14 protein-coding genes are annotated in these 16,321 nt (G+C 71.4%); 8 read left to right on the top strand and 6 right to left on the bottom strand.

All coding sequences use genetic code 11. The features are described from left to right. Positions 1-198: hypothetical protein (locus PUR56_RS01950; protein WP_329947580.1), on the top strand; the 198-nt coding region annotated here is incomplete at its 5' end. Between the two features lie 247 nt (positions 199-445). Then, positions 446-1,372 (top strand): ABC transporter substrate-binding protein, encoded by a 927-nt coding sequence (locus PUR56_RS01945; protein ID WP_329874793.1) that lies wholly within the window; start codon positions 446-448, stop codon positions 1,370-1,372. 156 nt (positions 1,373-1,528) lie between these two features. Here PUR56_RS01945 and PUR56_RS01940 read toward each other — a convergent pair whose 3' ends face one another. Then, a complete protein-coding gene (locus PUR56_RS01940) occupies positions 1,529-1,966 on the bottom strand; it encodes a transposase (protein ID WP_329947579.1) in 438 nt (145 codons plus the stop codon). Next, positions 1,963-2,499, bottom strand: coding sequence for a hypothetical protein (locus tag PUR56_RS01935; protein ID WP_329947578.1), 537 nt, complete (start codon positions 2,497-2,499; stop codon positions 1,963-1,965). Before PUR56_RS01935 ends, PUR56_RS01940 begins: the two co-directional genes overlap by 4 nt. Before the next feature lie 315 nt (positions 2,500-2,814). Between PUR56_RS01935 and PUR56_RS01930 the strand changes: the two genes are divergently transcribed. Continuing rightward, positions 2,815-3,033, top strand: coding sequence for a hypothetical protein (locus tag PUR56_RS01930; RefSeq protein ID WP_329947577.1), 219 nt, complete (start codon positions 2,815-2,817; stop codon positions 3,031-3,033). Between the two features lie 91 nt (positions 3,034-3,124). Here the strand turns inward: PUR56_RS01930 and PUR56_RS01925 are convergent, their stop codons facing one another. Together PUR56_RS01925 and PUR56_RS01920 are read right to left on the bottom strand one after the other, a co-directional pair. After that, entirely contained in the window at positions 3,125-4,648 is a 1,524-nt protein-coding gene (locus PUR56_RS01925; protein WP_329947576.1) for an IS1634 family transposase, read from the bottom strand. A 295-nt stretch (positions 4,649-4,943) separates the two neighbouring features. Next, positions 4,944-5,276: a hypothetical protein gene (locus PUR56_RS01920; protein ID WP_329874779.1), complete on the bottom strand. Its 333-nt coding sequence runs from the start codon at positions 5,274-5,276 to the stop codon at positions 4,944-4,946. Positions 5,277-6,409: 1,133 nt separating this feature from the next. Here PUR56_RS01920 and PUR56_RS01915 point away from each other — a divergent pair. From PUR56_RS01915 to PUR56_RS01905, 3 genes are all read left to right on the top strand, one after another. Beyond that, a complete protein-coding gene (locus PUR56_RS01915; protein ID WP_329947575.1) occupies positions 6,410-9,274 on the top strand; it encodes a DEAD/DEAH box helicase in 2,865 nt (954 codons plus the stop codon). Then, positions 9,271-10,614 (top strand): SWIM zinc finger family protein, encoded by a 1,344-nt coding sequence (locus tag PUR56_RS01910; protein WP_329947574.1) that lies wholly within the window; start codon positions 9,271-9,273, stop codon positions 10,612-10,614. The genes PUR56_RS01915 and PUR56_RS01910 overlap by 4 nt, the downstream gene beginning before the upstream one ends. A 94-nt stretch (positions 10,615-10,708) precedes the next feature. After that, on the top strand, positions 10,709-11,953 hold the full coding sequence (locus PUR56_RS01905) for a transposase (RefSeq protein WP_329947573.1): 1,245 nt from the start codon (positions 10,709-10,711) through the stop codon (positions 11,951-11,953). A gap of 89 nt (positions 11,954-12,042) precedes the next feature. On the opposite strand, the gene PUR56_RS01900 is transcribed toward PUR56_RS01905, so the two are convergent. Further along, the gene (locus PUR56_RS01900) at positions 12,043-12,339 is read right to left on the bottom strand and encodes a hypothetical protein (protein ID WP_329874771.1); all 297 of its coding nucleotides are present in this window, start codon (positions 12,337-12,339) and stop codon (positions 12,043-12,045) included. A 90-nt stretch (positions 12,340-12,429) separates the two neighbouring features. Beyond that, complete coding sequence (locus tag PUR56_RS01895) at positions 12,430-12,843, bottom strand: hypothetical protein (RefSeq protein WP_329947572.1); 414 nt, start codon at positions 12,841-12,843, stop codon at positions 12,430-12,432. Between the two features lie 1,603 nt (positions 12,844-14,446). On the opposite strand from PUR56_RS01895, the gene PUR56_RS01890 reads away from it, so the two are divergent. After that, on the top strand, positions 14,447-14,983 hold the full coding sequence (locus tag PUR56_RS01890; protein ID WP_329874767.1) for a type 1 glutamine amidotransferase domain-containing protein: 537 nt from the start codon (positions 14,447-14,449) through the stop codon (positions 14,981-14,983). A gap of 405 nt (positions 14,984-15,388) precedes the next feature. Continuing rightward, the gene (locus tag PUR56_RS01885; protein WP_329947571.1) at positions 15,389-15,838 is read left to right on the top strand and encodes an SRPBCC family protein; all 450 of its coding nucleotides are present in this window, start codon (positions 15,389-15,391) and stop codon (positions 15,836-15,838) included. Positions 15,839-16,321: the final 483 nt, after the last annotated feature.

Here is a 16,321-nt window from a genome sequence, read left to right as displayed (position 1 = left end):
TCACCGGCCAGGATCGACAGCACGATCCGGACCTTCTCCTCCGGCGGCAACGCCGGCGGCCTCACCATGATCGATCAGACTCCTTCACAGGGCAGGACCCGCAAGAAACAAGCCCTGCCACAAAGTCTGACGCGCGACACCGCCACCCGGCCTGACCCTCCACACTCCAACGTCACCCTGAAAGGCCGAAGTCAGTAACGATCAGGCCACGCATCAGGCTCCGGTACCGGACTGCGCCTCTTGTCCACTGGACAGCTGATGTGGGGGTCGAAGGAAGACCGCGCCGTACCCCCAGTTCGCCCACTGCTGTCGGACGGCTCAGTCCCGGCCATGTTCTGAGAAGGCCGCGGATTGGTCAGATTCGGGCTCCTTCCGGTGGCGGGGTCGTCGACGTACCGGCCCCATGCCCGGGCGCCCCCATATCGATTCCTCAGGAGTAACAGAGATGACCCCCTTCAGTAGCCGTCGCCGCATCGTCGTAGCGACCGCCGTGGCTCTGACCGCCGTCGCTGTGACCGCCGTCGCTCTTGTCACGAGCGTAGGTGGCTCGGCTGGTGACAACCGTTCGCTGCACCACCAGCTGCCCGCGGCGATCCGCGAAGCGGGGGTGATCCGGGTGGGCGTGTCGTACACGGCCCCCCCGATCGTCTTCCGACGTACGGATGGTCAGCCGGACGGCCTCGATCTCGATATCGCCACCGCCCTGGGGAAGGTGCTCGGTGTCGAGGTCCGATTCCAGGAGGTCGATCTATTTTCGCACGTGATTCCCGGGCTGCTCGACAAGAAGTACGACATCGGAATGTCGGGCATCACCGACACCCGCGAGCGGGAACGGGGCGTTGACAAGGACAACAAGCAGGTCGACGAAGGCGTTGACTTTGTCGATTATTTCATGGCCGGCTCCGGCATGATGGTCCGCAAGGGCAACCCGGCGAGAATCGGCAATCTCGGCGACCTGTGCGGAAGATCCGTGGCCGTGAAGAAGGAGACCGTTCACGACGAGCTCGCGACCCGCCAGCAGAAGACCTGCGAGCGTCTGGGCAAGACCCTCAACGTCCTGCGGGCGGATTCCGATCCGGCCGCCGTGACGGAACTGCAGAAGAACCGGGCGGACGCGCTGATCACCGGCTACCCGAAAGTACTGTACAACGCCCAGGCCGTTGACAATGGGAGGAGCTTCGAGGTCGTTGGCCCGCAGGTGCACATGCAGCCATGGGGCATCGCCCTCCGCAAGAGTGACACCCAGCTGCGAGACGTCCTCGCCAAGGCGATGAACTCGCTCATCACGGACGGCACCTACAGCAGGATCCTGGAGAAGTGGCAACTGTCCGACAACGCTATCCACAATGCCGTCGTCAACGGCGCTGGCTGACCTCTCGATCCTCTGTGGTAATTCACGTACGCCGACTTGCGACCTGGCCAGGGCCCAATTGGCCAGGTCGTCTCGTTCGGGGATCGCCGAGGCCACCGCTACCCTCTGCTGCTACAAGCAACTGGCCCGCCTCACCACATAGGACACGGTCTTAAGTCATTCGGCCCAGGAACCTCCTTCCGAGTTCCTCCCGACTGAGTCGGGGATACAAACAAGGCGCCTCGTGGCGCACAAGAACCGCTCCACGATCCACCGCTTGGGCAGCACGACGAAGCCGCGCATGTCGTCACTGCGCTTGACGATGGCCAGGACCAGGGCGAGGGCGACCAGGCAGTGCTCGACGAGGCTGCCGGTGTAGCCGCCGTTGGCCCAGACCAGGGCCAGCCGGTGGTGCGCGGCGGCAACCTGGGCAAACAGGACGCGGGCGGCGGCGCGGTCGCCGATGTCCGCCGAGGTGACCATCACAGCGAGCAGCAGGCCGAGGGTGTCGACCACGGCGTGCCGTTTGCGCCCGTTGATCAGCTTGCCGCCGTCGAAGCCGCGGCTGTCGTGGCCGACGATGGCGTCCGCCTTGACCGACTGGGAGTCGATCACGCCCGCGCTCGGCTCCGGGTTCCGCCCGGCCTGCTCGCGGACCTCGCGGCGGAGCCGGTCGTGGTGGCCTGTTCGGTGGTGTCGGGGGTGTGGTCGGGCTGCTGGTCGGACATGGCGGTCTCCTTCGCGGGCTCGGTGGTCGGGGTGCCTACGTCGGCGCCCGGGTTCGCGGCGTCGGCCGCCTCTGCCTTGGCCTGGGCGGAGGTCTCGGCTGTCGTCACCGGGTCGGTGGCGTCCGGCTGGGCCGGTGGGGGTGTCGTCGGCCCGGCGATCGTGGTCTCCCAGGCGGCCCGGGCCTCGGCCAGCTCGCGGCGCAGGGCGCCGATCTCCTGACGGGCCTGGGCAAGCTCACGCTGATCGCGGTCAAGGAGACGGAGCACCTGCGTTCGGGTCTCGTCCAGGCCCTGGCTGATCGTCGTGACCAGCTCGGTGCGAAACTCCTCGCTGCCGGCCTGGAGTGCCTGGAGCTCCCTCAGTAGGGCCGGGGCGGTTTCGGTCCGGAGCAGCGCGATCTGGTCGGCGGTCCTCGTCATGTGCTCTCCCGGTGGCAGCGCGCGGCGGTGGGCCGTGCCCCCAAGAGTGGTGGGCGTTCCGGCAGGCAGGGGGCGTATTGAGCGGTGGTGCCCCGATCCGCGTGATCACTGTCCGGAATCGCATCGTCACACAAAATGGAAGGCCGCAGCCGTTCGATCGGCGGTCATACGACCGCCCCACACACCGCCTCGCTCAGCCGCACCCGTGCCCGCGAGTGCTCTACTTCCTTCCGGTGATCCTCGGCCGGACCACTATCCGGCCGGTGCCCGAAGCGCCAGCATGACGGTCATGACCACTCCGCACCTGAGGCGCCTTTGTCCATCGACGTGATCGACCGCTCCCGCGCCGAACTCGCCGGCGTCCTGGAGAAGCTGCTCGACCTGCTTCCCACTGAGTTCCGCGGCCGGGGCCCCGACGCGACCGTGCTGCACCTGGACGACACCGAGTACGGGGCCGGGCCGGCGGTCGTCGTCCAGGCCGACCAGCTCGATCCGCTCGTGGCGATGCTCGCCGAGCTGCTGCCCGACCACTAGCCCTGTACTTCGCACTTGGGGTTTAGGTCTCCAGCCAGCGGGGTCGGGTTTCGTCGATGCCGAGGAGTTCGAGCAGGTGTGCTTGGACTCCTCAGCTGATCAGGATGACGGGTGGGCTAGTGGTGGTGCCGGGTCGGATCTTCAGGCCGGCGAGGTGGTAGAAGATCATGCGGCCGGTGGGGCGGACGGCGCGGTTGTCCGGATAGAGGCCGCGCATGGTCTGTTCGGGGCCGAGGGCTCGGCGGACCTGGCGTTCGATCAGGCAGAACACCAGCAGGGCCAGGCAGATCACGGTGATCAGGGCCGCGATGCGCCGGTTGTGCTGCAGGAAGATCGGGGCGACCGCGAGGGGGCCCTTGAAGTCGCTGTACCGACGCTCGACCACGGCCTGGCCCTTGTAGCGCAGGAACACCTGCTCGGGGGTGGCCTGGTCGGGGGTGAGGTTGGTCAGCAGCGCGTACCAGCCGTCGACGGCGGCCTCGGCCGCCAGGACATCCTGGTCGAAGTGCCAGGTCAGAGTTGGGCGGCCGTCTGGATCGGTGTCGATGGCGGTCCGCAGGCAGGAAGCGACCCGGTGGGTCTTGGTGATCACGCCGATCCGGGCGGCGACCTTCTGGGCGGTGTTGTAGAAGCGGCCGCCGCAGCCGCGTTGGAGCTTGTCCAGGTCCTCGGCGGCCCGGCGTAGGCGCTTGTCGCGGGCCGCGCGCTGGCCGGCCGCGTTGCCGGTGGAGTGGACCAGGATCCGCCGCAGGGCGATCACGGGATCGCGCTTGCGGGGCCCGGCCAGGACGTGGGTGTCCTCCAGAACCCGGTAAACACCGCGCTCGCCGGGCTCTTTGCCCGTGTCCCGGTCGGCCGTGTAGTGGACCACCTGCGCGGATTCCGGGTCCAGAGCGGCGTAGAGGTGGTCGGGGATCTTGGCAGCGGGGGCCGGGGCGACGAACCGTACCCCGGCCTCGACCAGGGCCGTGATGTTCGGGTAGGACACCAGTTTCGAGTCCGCGACCAGGAGGAAGTCGCGCCGGGCGGCCATCTTCCGCAGGGCGGTCATGGCGCCGACGACCTGGGCGACCTCGCCGGCCCCACCGTCGTAGACGCGGTGGAACACCGGCACGCCGCCGTCACCGGCGACCGCCAGCCCGGCCTGGACCTGCTTCAGGTCCACCCGCCGGTCTTTCGGGTGCCCGTATCTGACCTGCGGGAAGCCGTCCCCCTGGGCCTCGTAGGCGCCGTGCAGGGACATGCTGGTCATGTCCCAGTGCAGCCGCGAGACGTCGATCCCGAACTCGGCGATCGCCCGTGCGCCCGCGCTGCCGACGATCTCCTCCAGGCGCGGGGCGATGGCGTCCAGCGCGCGGGCGAGGCGGTCGTCGCCCAGGAGTTCGGGCTCGATCCCGAGGACCTCGTCCACCGCCCACTCGGCGGCCCAGTCGCCCACCCGCACCAGCGGCGCGGGCGCGGACAGCCGGTTGGCCACCAGCATCTCGATGACCTGCCCGTGTGTCACATGCGCGACATCGCGCACCGGGCACAGCTCGTCGACGATCTCGGCCACGTCCAGCCGGCGCAGAAACTCGGCAGAGGCGGGCAGAGCGCCCAGACGCCTCTCCACCACGGGCGCGATCTCCACAGCGAAGCGTGGACGACGCACCCGGGACCGCGGCGAACGAGATATCGACGACACACCTCATCCAACGACCCGCACACCATCAAGGTACCGGCCACATCACCAGTTCATCCGAACCACGCATGTGCGGAGGACGGGACTAGCCGAACACCACCAGGCGTACGCCGACCTCTATCCCAACCACCCCCCCGCAACCCGCCGAGACGGGCACCAGTTGACCACCACCTTGCCGGGTACTTCACCCGGTTCTGCAAGCACGACGCGGGTGCTCGGCCTTCTGAGGTCACTCCTCTTCGGGCCGCAGGGACGGGTCGGCGCCGACCGTGGCGGACCGGCCGAGCGGGTTCGTGGCGAGGCGCTGCAGGTCCGCGTCCCTCCATCCCCGAAGAGCGGCCACGGTGGTGAGGTTCATCGCGGTCGGCGTCCACTGCTCGGGCAGGTCCGGCCACAAGCGGGCGACCGCGTCGCGGGCGGCTCGGTAGGCGTCCGTAATGACCTCCTCGTCCTCGTCTGCCTCGGCCCAGGGACGGCGGGCGCGGACCGCGACGAACGCCTCGACCGGGTACCAACCCGGCGGGGCCTCGTCGGGGCGTGCCGGGCGCTGCGGGCGGAGCACGACAACATCAGCCCAGGCCGGATACTCCTCGCCGGTGGCGTTCCGGGTGAGAACCTGGGCCCTGTTGGCAACGACTGCGGGCAGGAGCAGCTCCGGGGCCGCCGAGAAGGTGGGGTCCGGTTCGGCAGGCTGGTGAAGAACAGGTACCCGGGCGTCTGTAGGTTCCAGGTGCTGGGGTCTGCAGCGGCGGATAGGCGGCGGCGGGCCTGCATGTAGGTCTCGCCGGGTCGCTCGGCCATGCGCATCTTGATCTGCTGCTTGCGGGGGTCAGCCATCGTCGGTCGCTTCCTGGCCGCGCGTCCCACGCCCGCGCCGGCCGGGTTCACGGGACGGCGGTGAGCACCGCGGTCGGCATCGCCTTGATCGCTGGCCGGAGGCGTGGGCACGAAGTCCGGCGTGGATGACGGGCAGCCGCGGAGCTACCCCTGTCGCAGACGATACCGGCCGGGGCTGACCACAGTGGGCGAACACACTGATTCATCCGATACTTCTTCGACGAGCGAGTCGTCAGCCGTAGGATGACGGCCCTCGGGTGGCTGCCTGAAGGCACGGTAGGTGTCGGCTGGTGAGCATCAGCGAACAGTACTTCGGCTACGGAACGCTCCCGCACAGGCCGGGTTGTTCGGCCACCGGCTGGGAGGTCCGCTACCGAGCGATCGAACAGGAGCGCCCCGTCCACCGATGCAGCGAGCCCAAGTGCGAGGACCACCAGCTGTACTACACGGAGTTCTCGGCACACACGGGCCTCGGCAAGCTCGAGGCCAGCAATCACTCCGCCGAGCGCGCGGGCGATGGATGCGGGGTGGCGCGGAGCGGGGCTTCCACCTCGAACGCGCTCTGGAGTCTGCGGACTCGTCGGCGCCAGCGGCCTTGGTCGCCGAAAGGCCGGCGTTCAGTCATCGGGACACGGCCCCACTTCGGTGGGACCGTTTCGGTTGTCCGGCCCGGGTGCTTCGTCGAGGAGTGCAGGGTCGGCCCGGGCCGGCGGGTCACCGGGAAGAGTGGATTGCCCAGGTTTTTCGGCGGCCGGGCGGTAGGGGCCGGTAGGGTCGCGCCGCGCGGGCCTGCTCCGCCCGCGCTGGCAAGGGGAGGGTGCGGTGCCGGATTCGCCGGTCAGCAAAGTCGTTGACGCCGTGTCGGCGGACGCCGGTCCGCCCGCGCTGACCACGGACCTGGTGCGGGAGTTGGCGGGGTGCGCCGCCGTGTTCGTTGCCGCGGATCCACCGCGCGCCGGCACGGTGGTGTTCTGGCGGCCCGGCGGCGGCGGCGTGCCCGGGGCGAGCGGGACGGTGACGGTGGTGCGCCCGCACGGTGCCCAGGTACGCCGCCGGGAGGCGCCCGCAGCGGTGCTGCCCCTCGGGCAGGCGCTGGACGTCCTCCTCGAGGCGCGCCGATCGCCCGGCGGTGATCCGGCGGCGGTGTTCTGGGGTGCCGCGGTGGTGCTGGCGCTGCAGTTGCTCGCGCGGGGCCGGCTGCTGCCCGGGGTCAGCCTGGCGGGCTTCGACGCGTGGCGGATCGGCCCCTACGAGCACGAGGACCTGGTGGCGGTGCGGGAGCTGGCGGCGGCGATGCCGCCGAACGCGCGGGCGGTGCCGCTTGCGGATCGTCCTGGTGTTGAGTTGCCGCGGGCCGAGCCGTTGGTGCGGGCGTTCGCGGACGCGGTTGCCGATGTGCTGGCCCGTACGCCGGGCGGTCCGGTCGCCGCCGGCGGGCCGCTCTGGACGGCGGCCCAGCCGCAGCCGGTGCCCGAGGAGGAACGGCGGTGGGCCGCCGACGTGGCGGTGGGCCTGGACGCGGGGGTGCGGGTGTCGTTGCGGTTCGAGCTGCCGGACACGGGGGCGGCCGACTGGGATGGTGCGTTTCCCGGGAACGACGGGTGCGCGGGCGGATGCCGGGTGGTGGTGCAGTTGCACCAGCTTGCCGAGGGTGTGGTCGCCGATGCCGGTGACGTCTGGTCGGGCCGCTCGGCGGCCGCCGCGTCGTTCGGCCCGCAGGCCCGGACGCAGGCGCTGCTGGGACTGCGCCGGGCTGCGCGGGCGTGGGCACCGGTGGGACGGCTGCTGGAGGGGGCCGCCCCGGTCGGGCTGGACCTGTCGGAGGAGGAGGTCTCGGATCTGCTGGGCGGGGCGTCGGCCGCGTTGGCCGCGGCGGGCGTGCAGGTGCACTGGCCCAGGGAGCTGGCGAAGCGGCTGCTGGCCCGCGGGGTCGTCGGATCGGCGGAGAAGACCGTCTCGGACCTGCCGTCGATGCTGTCCGCGCAGGTGCTGTTGTCGTTTCGCTGGCACATCACCCTGGGAGATCGGGAGCTGGATGCGGCCGAACTCGACCGGCTCGCTGAGGCGACCCGTCCTCTGGTGCGTCTGCGGGACCAGTGGGTGCTGATCGACCCGGCCGTCCTCGCCCGGGCCCGCGACCGGCTACCTGTCCCGCTCACCCCGGTGGAGGCGCTGGGCAGTGTGCTGGCCGGTAGCACCGACATCGGCGGCGAGGCGGTGGAGGTGACTGCGGTCGGCTGGCTGGCGGAGCTGAAGGAACGTCTGGCCGACCCGGAAGCCGCTGCACGCCGCCGACCAGTCGCGCCGCCGGCCGCGCTGAACGCGACCCTGCGCGGCTACCAGGTGGCCGGCCTGACCTGGCTGGACCAGATGACGTCGCTGGGGCTGGGCGGCTGCCTTGCCGACGACATGGGACTGGGCAAGACGTTGCAGATCATCGCTCTGCACCTGCACCGCGCGCGCAGCGAGCCGACGCTGGTGGTGTGCCCCACGTCGCTGCTCTCGAACTGGCAGCGCGAGATCGAGCGGTTCGCACCCGGGACGCCGGTGCTGCGCTTCCACGGCGCGCGGGGAACGCTGGCCGGAGCGGGGCCCGGTTTCGTCCTGACCACCTACGCCACCATGCGGCTGCGGGCCGCCGAGCTCGCCGAGTGCGCCTTCGGGCTCGTCGTCGCCGACGAGGCGCAGCACGTGAAGAACGCGTCGTCGTCCACGGCGAAGGCCCTGCGGACGCTGAGGGCTCCCGCGCGGATCGCGCTGACCGGCACTCCGATGGAGAACCAGCTTGCGGACCTGTGGGCGCTGCTGGACTTCACCACGCCCGGGCTGCTGGGGACGCTGAAGGAGTTCCGGGACCGGTACGCGCGCGGCGCGGAGAGCGGGAAGGACCCCGAGGCGGCGCGCCGTCTGGGAGCGCTGATCGCCCCGTTCCTGCTGCGCCGGCGCAAGTCGGATCCCGGGATCGCCCCGGAGCTGGGTGCCAAGACGGTGACCGACCACGCGGTGGCGCTGTCGAGGGAGCAGGTGGCGCTGTACGAGGCGGTGGTGCGCGAGACGATGGCCGCGATCCGGGCCAGTGACGGGATCGCGCGGCGCGGCCTGGTCCTGAAGCTCCTCGGCGCTCTCAAGCAGATCTGCAACCACCCCGCCCAGTTCCTCGGCGAGGCCGGGCCGGGCACGAGGCCGGGCCGGTCGGGAAAGCTGGACCTCCTCGACGAGCTCCTGGACACGATCCTCGCGGAGGAGCGCTCCGTGCTGGTGTTCACCCAGTACGTGGAAATGGGGCGCCTCATCGAGAGCCACCTGGCCGGCCGGGGGGTGCCGCAGCGGTTCCTGTACGGTGGCGTCCCCGTGAAGCGACGCGACCGGATGGTGGAGGACTTCCAGGCCGGCCGGGCCCCGGTGTTCCTGCTGTCGCTGAAGGCGGCCGGCTCCGGCCTGAACCTCGCCCGCGCCTCCCACGTGATCCACTTCGACCGGTGGTGGAACCCGGCCGTGGAGGAGCAGGCCAGCGACCGTGCCTACCGCATCGGCCAGACTCAGAACGTCCAGGTGCACCGGTTCGTCGCGGAGGGCACGGTCGAGGACCGGATCGCCGAACTCCTCGCGTCCAAGCAGGCGCTGGCCGACGCCGTCCTCGGCTCGGGCGGGGAGAAGGCGTTCACCGAACTCAGCGACACCGAACTTGCCGACTTCGTCCGCCTCAGGAGGATCCCCCGATGAAGTCCTCACCGGCCCGCCCGGCCGGCCGTGACGGCGACCGCCGCCTCGTCTTCCCGCCCCTTCCCACCGCCCGGCTCGGCCGCTCCTTCGCCGACACCTGGTGGGGCAACGCGTGGGTGCAGGCCCTGGAAGGGCCGAGCCGCTCCGCCACGGGACGGCTCGCCCGAGGGCGCACCTACGCCCGTGCGGGCAACGTCGCAGAGATCGTCATCTCCCCCGGCGTCGCCAGCGCCCGCGTCCAGGGCAGCCGACCCACCCCCTACCGCACCACGATGGCCGTCCCGCAGCTCACCCCGATGGCCTGGGACGCACTGCTGGACGTGGTCGCCGGCCGAGCCGGACACATCGCCGCCCTGCTGGAACACGACATGCCCCCCGCCCTGGCAGACGACGCCGCCCGGGCGGGCGCGCGCCTGCTGCCGACACCTCACGAGCTCACCCCCACCTGCTCGTGCCCGGACTGGGGCAACCCCTGCAAGCACGCCGCGGCGCTGTACTACCAGGTCGCCCGGCTCCTCGACCACGACCCGTTCGTCCTGCTCCTCCTGCGCGGCCGCGGCCGGAGCGAACTCATGACCGAACTCCACCACCGCAACGCCGGCCCCAGCCCCGCAACCTCCGGCTACCCGCCTCCGGCTGGCGTGCCCGCCCGAGACGTCTTCGCCGCCGCCCGCGCAGGCCTGCCGCCCCTGCCCGCGCCCACCGGCCCGGTCGACCAGGTCGGCCGGGTCCCCGGGCTGCGCCACGCCGCAGACCCGGCCCCCGGCCTCGACCCAGCCGCCCTGGAGTTCCTGGCCGCCGACACCGCCACCCGCGCGGCCCGCCTCCTGCACCAGGCCCTGCGGCCGGACGGCGAACCGGCCCCGCCCGTCACGTCGGTGAACCTCCCCGCCACCGACGACCTGATCCGCCTCGCCGCGGCGCGGCCGCCGGACGAAGTCTTCACACGGCTCGTCTTCGGCGCCCACCGCACCCCGCTCTCGCTCACCCGCGCGGCCCGCGCCTGGCAGTACGGCGGCCCCGCCGCCCTCGCCGTCCTCGACGACTCCTGGCCCACCGACCCGAACCGCCTCAACCCGGTCCGCGAGAGCCTGCGAGCAGCACCAGACGGCGAGGACACACCCCGGATCAGCGTGACAGACAACTGGATCGGCTTCCCGGACCACGACGCCCAGCTGCGCCTGGGCACCTGCGGGCGCCTGTGGTACCCCTACCGGCGTGAGAGCGGCACCTGGTGGCCGGCCGGGCCCCCGCACCACGACCCCGTGACGGTCAGGGACGCACTCCTCGGCCGACCCACCACCACTCACGCCCGGCAGGAGGGCGAATCCCGGCGGTGACGGGGCGGGCGCGGCTAGGGTTGCTCCATGAATTCGGGGGCGGGCCGTGCCGGTTGAGGCGTCGACGCAATCGACCGGAGGTGTCGGCAACAGCATGGAGGTGCGCCTCGGCGCGCTGCTGGCCTCGCACGTCCTCGCGCGGGCGCCGTTCGCCGAGCTCGGATTGGCGATCACGCCGACCGAGCTGACGTTCCAGCCTCGGCCGGGGCGCAGCCCGGTGGACGACTTCCTCCTGGTCGGGAAGGCCGAGGACGGCGGCGTCCACGGTGTCTCGATCGGCGCCCGTCGCTATCCCGATCTGGTGCCCAGCCACGACGAGACGGTGAAGCTGCTGAGCACGTTCGCCAGGATGGGCGTGGAGCGCTGGGAGGAGATCCGCGCAAGGCGGTGGCGTCTGTGCCTGGCCACCGGTAGACAGATGCCGGCCTTGGAGGAGGTGGTGAAGCTGACGCTCGCCGCGCAGGCAGCGCGCGACGACGCGGATTTCCGTGAGGAACCACGGCGTACGAACGCCAAAGACCGCCAGCGGCTCGTCCAGCTGGACCGTCTGGTCGACAGGGCGCGCCCTCGGCCTCCTCGAGAGCGAGCTGGCGACGAGCGAGATCACCTGGCGGATGCTGTTCGGCCTGCACGTGCGGTTCCTGCGCGTCCAGCGCGGCGAGGACCAGGACAACGCCGAGGCCATCCGCCTGCTGACCCCGTGACCCGCCTTGGGACGGTGGCCGCCGCCCACCAGGTGTGGCGCGCTCTGGTCACGGAGTGCACCGAGTGGGGGCCGGCCGGCGCCGTCGTCGACCGGGAGCGCATCCGCACGCACCTGCCCGGCAGTCTCGCCCCCGACCACGACGGCCCGCAGAACGGGGGAATCGCTGCGGCACCGGCCCCGGGGGCGCCGCTGGAGTGCGTCGACCCGGTCGGATTCCTGGGGATCCGTCCGGTGATCACCGCCGCGGGCGCGCACGGCCCCCTGCCGGCCTACGTCCGTCGAGGGCACGACGACCGCCTGGCCGGCCTCGTCGCCCGGGTGCGGGAGCGGCAGAGGCCTGAACTGATGTGCCTGGTGGGCGACTCCTCAACGGGCAAGAGCCGGGCGCTGTGGGAAGCGGTCAAGGATCTGCCCGCCCCGTGGCGGGTCGAGTCGATCAACTCCCGGCTGCGGAAGGCCACCCGCAACCGCGGTCACTTCCCATCCGAACAGGCCGCGTTGAAGGTGCTCTACCTCGCCGTCCGGGAGCTGATCGCTCCCCGGGCACGCGACGTCAACCGCGTCGCCGCACACTGGAAGGAGGCGCTGAACCAGTTCTCGCTGTTCTTCGAGGACCGACTCAGCATCCGATGACCACAGCAGGTGAGTTACACGAGATCGCTGACACGCCCAGCGGTGGGGCGTGGGCGCAGTCGCGCGCTCTGGGCGGGGTGTGGCGGAGTTCAGTTCCCGAGGCCGGCGGCGAAGACCAGCGAGGCGGCCAGGCCCAGGTGTGTGACGGTCAGCAGCGTCCAGTCCAGGGGGTTCATCCGCGAACGGTCTCGGGACATGAGCTGCCATGCGTAGAGCGTGCAGCCGACGGCGAGTATCAGAAGGGGCGTCCAGACCCAGGCCCGCCAGGACCAGGCCGGGCCGGAAGCGAGCACGGCGTTCAGCGCGCCGGTGAGCGCCGCGGCGGGAAACCATTCGGGCTTGGGGCGCTTGGAGGTGTTGGCCGGCGCAGGTGTCAGGGCGTTCATGGTGCGGTCCTATCGGGACGTGGGCAGGGGGCCCCCTGGGGGGACGGGCCGCGGCCCGTCCCCCCAGGTCAACCGAAGCTGGTTGGCTTGTCAGTGGAACAGTTGCCAGATGGTGTAGAGGTTGCCGCCGACGTTGGCGGCGGTCAGCGGGGCCTTCCAGTACCAGGCCAGGCCGTTGTACCAGTCCACGAAGGCGCCGTACGTTCCGCCGACGGCTTTGATGAAGCCCGGCACCTTCTTGAGGAGGTTGATGATCCCGTCGAACTTGCCCGCGAGCGCGGTTGTGCCGGATGCGATCTGCTGGAGCTCGGCCCGCTCGGCGGCGCTGTATGCGACGGGCGAGTTCAGCAGGGCGGTGGCCAGCGATTGCACCGCCTGTTGTTGACCCGGGGTCACCGTGATGGCGGGGGTGGCGGTGCTCGCCTGGGCGACACTGCCTCCGAACGTCAGGGTCAGGGCCGCGAGGGCGGCGACACCACCGATGCGTAGTCTGTTGCGGTTCACGCACTCTTCCTTTGCGTCATGCAGAGGGAGTGGAGTTCAGGTGCCGCTCGTGGAGCCGTCGGCTTGGACACTTTCGGCCCCGAACCGGACCTGGCTCCGCCCCCGTGCAAGTGGCCTCGTCGGCAGATGCGGGCGGGTTGATCAGGACCGGCCGCAACTTCTACCGACCTTAACGGGCCGTTCAACCGGACTTCAACGAAGTCGCACAGGTAGCCTGGAGATTCCAGCCAGGCCCCCAGGTCGGCGGGCTGATGCCGTGCCGCGTCATCGAGTGCTTTGACCGTTACGTTTCCCGCAAGGCGGCACACCGGAGCCCGAGTCGCATGACCTGCACTTGTACATGTCAGGCGTCGTGTCTTGTCCATAATCGTTCGATCATGTTGGACGGAGGGAGCGTCGGCTTTCACCTGACCCGACATGCCCCCGCCCCGCCCGGCCCGGCTCACCCGCTGACCTCGGCGCACGGACCCCGGGGTATCACCGGCGAAGTCCCCACGGTGCGGAGCGGTGCGACGGGGCCCGTGATGGACACGCCCGACCACACCACGGGTGCCGGTCTCGGTGGACAAGGCGGCGCCGCCGGCCATCTGCCACCGCCCCGGTCCGTGACGTCCAGAAGGGCGCCGTCCAGTGGCCGACGATCAGCTCCCGGTGGGTCGGTGCCCGCAGCCCTGGTGGCAGCGGGCGCCAGGATGGAAGCCCACGCCTCTCACCGGACTTCTCACGACCGACGGCCGGCGGTCATGATCCGACAACGGGTGTTCTAGCCGGTCCGGTAACCGGGGTTACGAACCCGTGTGCCACGGTCCTGCTCGCCCGCGACAGTGCCGGCCAGGACGGCTGGAGCCTGGCGCTGCGGCATCCCAGCAGGCGCGTCGCCCGGCTCCCGGCATTGATCGGCATGCCGTCGTCGGAGTAGCCGCCCCGGCTCCCGACGCCCCGCTCGGTGAGGTCGTCACCGGGCCGCAGCGGCGGGGCGGGGCGTCCCGCGGAGACGCTGGGTGCCGCCGGGTCGCGGTGTGTCGCGGCGCGGCGGGGGGTCCGAGCGGTCGGCAGCGGTCAGGCTGGCACCATGCCCGCACCCCGCTCCCGCCGTCGCTCCCGCCTTCGCTCCCGCCTTCGCGCCATCGCTCTCGCCGCAGGACGGGTCGGGGCCGACGCTCCTTGGCAGCCCCCCGAAACCGTTCCGGGGCCCCGCCCGGCGGCGGGGCCCGCTGGGAGGCGGGCGGGCGCGCAGGGCGCCCCGTGCTGCACGCAGACCCGCACGCGCGGCACCTGGGCCGACGGCGATGTCTACGTCCTGACGGTGCATGAGGCGCGCTGCCCCGTCTGGTCGGCCCGTTGACCGCGTCGCCTCCGGCTGTGCCGGCGGGCGGACTCTGCGGCACAGCCGAGCCGCCGGCGCACCGGAGACTGCGGCGGGCGGGCTCACGGCCGCCGTGCCAGCCTGGCGGTGTCCCACCGCCCCTGCGACGGCCCGGCCGGGGTGGGCGACCGGGGCCCCTTCGCCGCTGCCCTGTGCCGGGCCCTGTGCCCGGGGCCGCCCGCGGCACACGAACCGCTCGAACGACACCGAGGACCCTCCATGATCACTCTCACAGGCATGACCGTCGCGCTGCTCGTCGCCCCCGAAGGGGTCGAGCAGGTCGAGCTGACCGGGCCGCGCCAGGCCGTCCTCGAAGCCGGCGGCGCCGCGGCCCTGCTGTCCACCCGTGAAGGCAGGATCCAGGCGTTCAACCACCTCGACCGCGCCGACACCTTCGCCGTCGACGCCGTTGTCGCCGAGGCAGACCCGGACGACTACCAGGCCCTGATCCTTCCGGGAGGAGTGGCGAATCCCGACGCCCTGCGCCTGGACCCCGCGGCCGTCGACTTCGTACGGTCGTTCTTCCACCGGGGAAAACCGGTCGCGGCCATCTGCCACGCGCCCTGGACCCTCATCGAGGCCGACGTGGTGCGCGGGCGCAGCCTGACGTCCTGGCCCAGCCTGCGTACCGATTTGGTCAACGCGGGGGCGCGGTGGGCCGACGAGGAGGTGCTCATTTGCCGGGACGGCCCGAGCACCTTGGTGACCAGTCGCGGGCCGGATGACCTTCCCGCGTTCAATGATTCCCTGGTCACGGTCTTCGCCGCTTCCTGACCGTTCCCTCCTCGGGGGCGTCGCGCCTGTGCCCCGCCGGGTCCCGTTTCCCGGGGTGTCCGGGCGGAGCGGAAGGTTGGCCGCCCGGACGGGTGGCCGGTGGGTGGCCCCGTGCGGGCGGGCTGCGGAGGCACCCGGCGGCCGTGGAGCGCGATGGGGGCGGGCGTCCCACGGGTCCGTGCCAGTGCCGGGGTCGTTCTTCGGATGACGGCGGCACGGCTCGGCGCCGCCTCCGGCCGGGTCTTCCGTCCGGCCCCCTCCGATCGGTGGGGCGGTACCCGGATGGGTGGCGGCTGTTGCCGGTTCGACCTGTCTGGGGCGCAATCGGTAGGGGCCGGGCATACCGGCCAGCGGTCGGGGCAGGCGTTTGTCCGACCGCGAAGCGATTCGAAGGCGAGTTGAGCGATGAGTAAGGTCCAGGAGCAGATCGACGTGAACGTGCCGATCGCCACCGCGTACAACCAGTGGACGCAGTTCGAGGAGTTCCCGCAGTTCATGGACGGCGTCGAGGAGATCACCCAGATCGACGAGCGGCACAACCACTGGAAGACGAAGATCGGCGGGGTGTCGCGGGAGTTCGACACGGAGATCGTTGACCAGGTCCCCGATGACCATGTCGCCTGGCGTACCACCAGCGGTGACGTGAAGCAGACCGGTATGGTCCGCTTCGAGCCGATCGACGCCACCCATACCCGGGTGATGATGGAGATGGATTTCCAGCCCGGCGGTATGGCCGAGAAGGCCGCCGACATGATGGGCGTGCTCGACCGGCAGGTGAAGGGCGACCTCAAGCGGTTCAAGCACTTCATCGAGAAGCGCGGCACCGCCACCGGCGGCTACCGCGAGAACCTCTGATGTGAGGTCCTTCGGCGCCCCGCGCCGCTGGCGCCCCTGCCGTCACGGCGCGGGGGCGCCGACCTGTGTGACGGCCCGTGCACGGGAAGGCGGCGGCACTCGGCAGAGCCGGTACCCGCACGGTCCGCGGGGGAGTACTTCCCGCCGGGTGGCGTGCCCGCTCGCGTGACCTCGCCCGGCGGTCCCTCCTTCGGCGTGGGGCCCTCCGGCGCCGGGAGCCCGTGGACTTCGCGCGGGGAGTCGTGCTGGTGGTGGGAATCCCCAGCCGCCGAACCTTCCCCGACCCTCCCGGCTTGGGAATCATCTTCTCCCGCACCGGAAGCGGCCGGAACACGCCCGTCGTGAGACGGCCGCGCAGGTCGCCCAGGAACCCGGGAACACCGAGCGCCTCCTCGACGTCGGCGGCGGTCAGGCCGTCGACGCCGGGAGTGCCGGCTCCCCGGTTGCCCGCGACCCGGTCGAACGCCACGATCAGCGTCGCGG

Source organism: Streptomyces sp. BE303 (assembly GCF_036290945.1).
Taxonomy (GTDB): Bacteria; Actinomycetota; Actinomycetes; order Streptomycetales; family Streptomycetaceae; genus Kitasatospora.
The sequence above is the reverse complement of the archived record's forward strand: the minus strand, read 5'-3'. Positions and strand labels throughout refer to the sequence as shown.

Excerpts from the sequence above, each read along its gene's own strand:
- PUR56_RS01945 (WP_329874793.1), top strand. The coding sequence starts at position 446 with ATGACCCCCTTCAGTAGCCGTCGCCGCATCGTCGTAGCGACCGCCGTG.
- PUR56_RS01935 (WP_329947578.1), bottom strand. The coding sequence starts at position 2,499 with ATGACGAGGACCGCCGACCAGATCGCGCTGCTCCGGACCGAAACCGCC.
- PUR56_RS01910 (WP_329947574.1), top strand. The coding sequence starts at position 9,271 with ATGAAGTCCTCACCGGCCCGCCCGGCCGGCCGTGACGGCGACCGCCGC.
- PUR56_RS01905 (WP_329947573.1), top strand. The coding sequence starts at position 10,709 with ATGGAGGTGCGCCTCGGCGCGCTGCTGGCCTCGCACGTCCTCGCGCGG.
- PUR56_RS01900 (WP_329874771.1), bottom strand. The coding sequence starts at position 12,339 with ATGAACGCCCTGACACCTGCGCCGGCCAACACCTCCAAGCGCCCCAAG.
- PUR56_RS01890 (WP_329874767.1), top strand. The coding sequence starts at position 14,447 with ATGACCGTCGCGCTGCTCGTCGCCCCCGAAGGGGTCGAGCAGGTCGAG.
- PUR56_RS01885 (WP_329947571.1), top strand. The coding sequence starts at position 15,389 with ATGAGTAAGGTCCAGGAGCAGATCGACGTGAACGTGCCGATCGCCACC.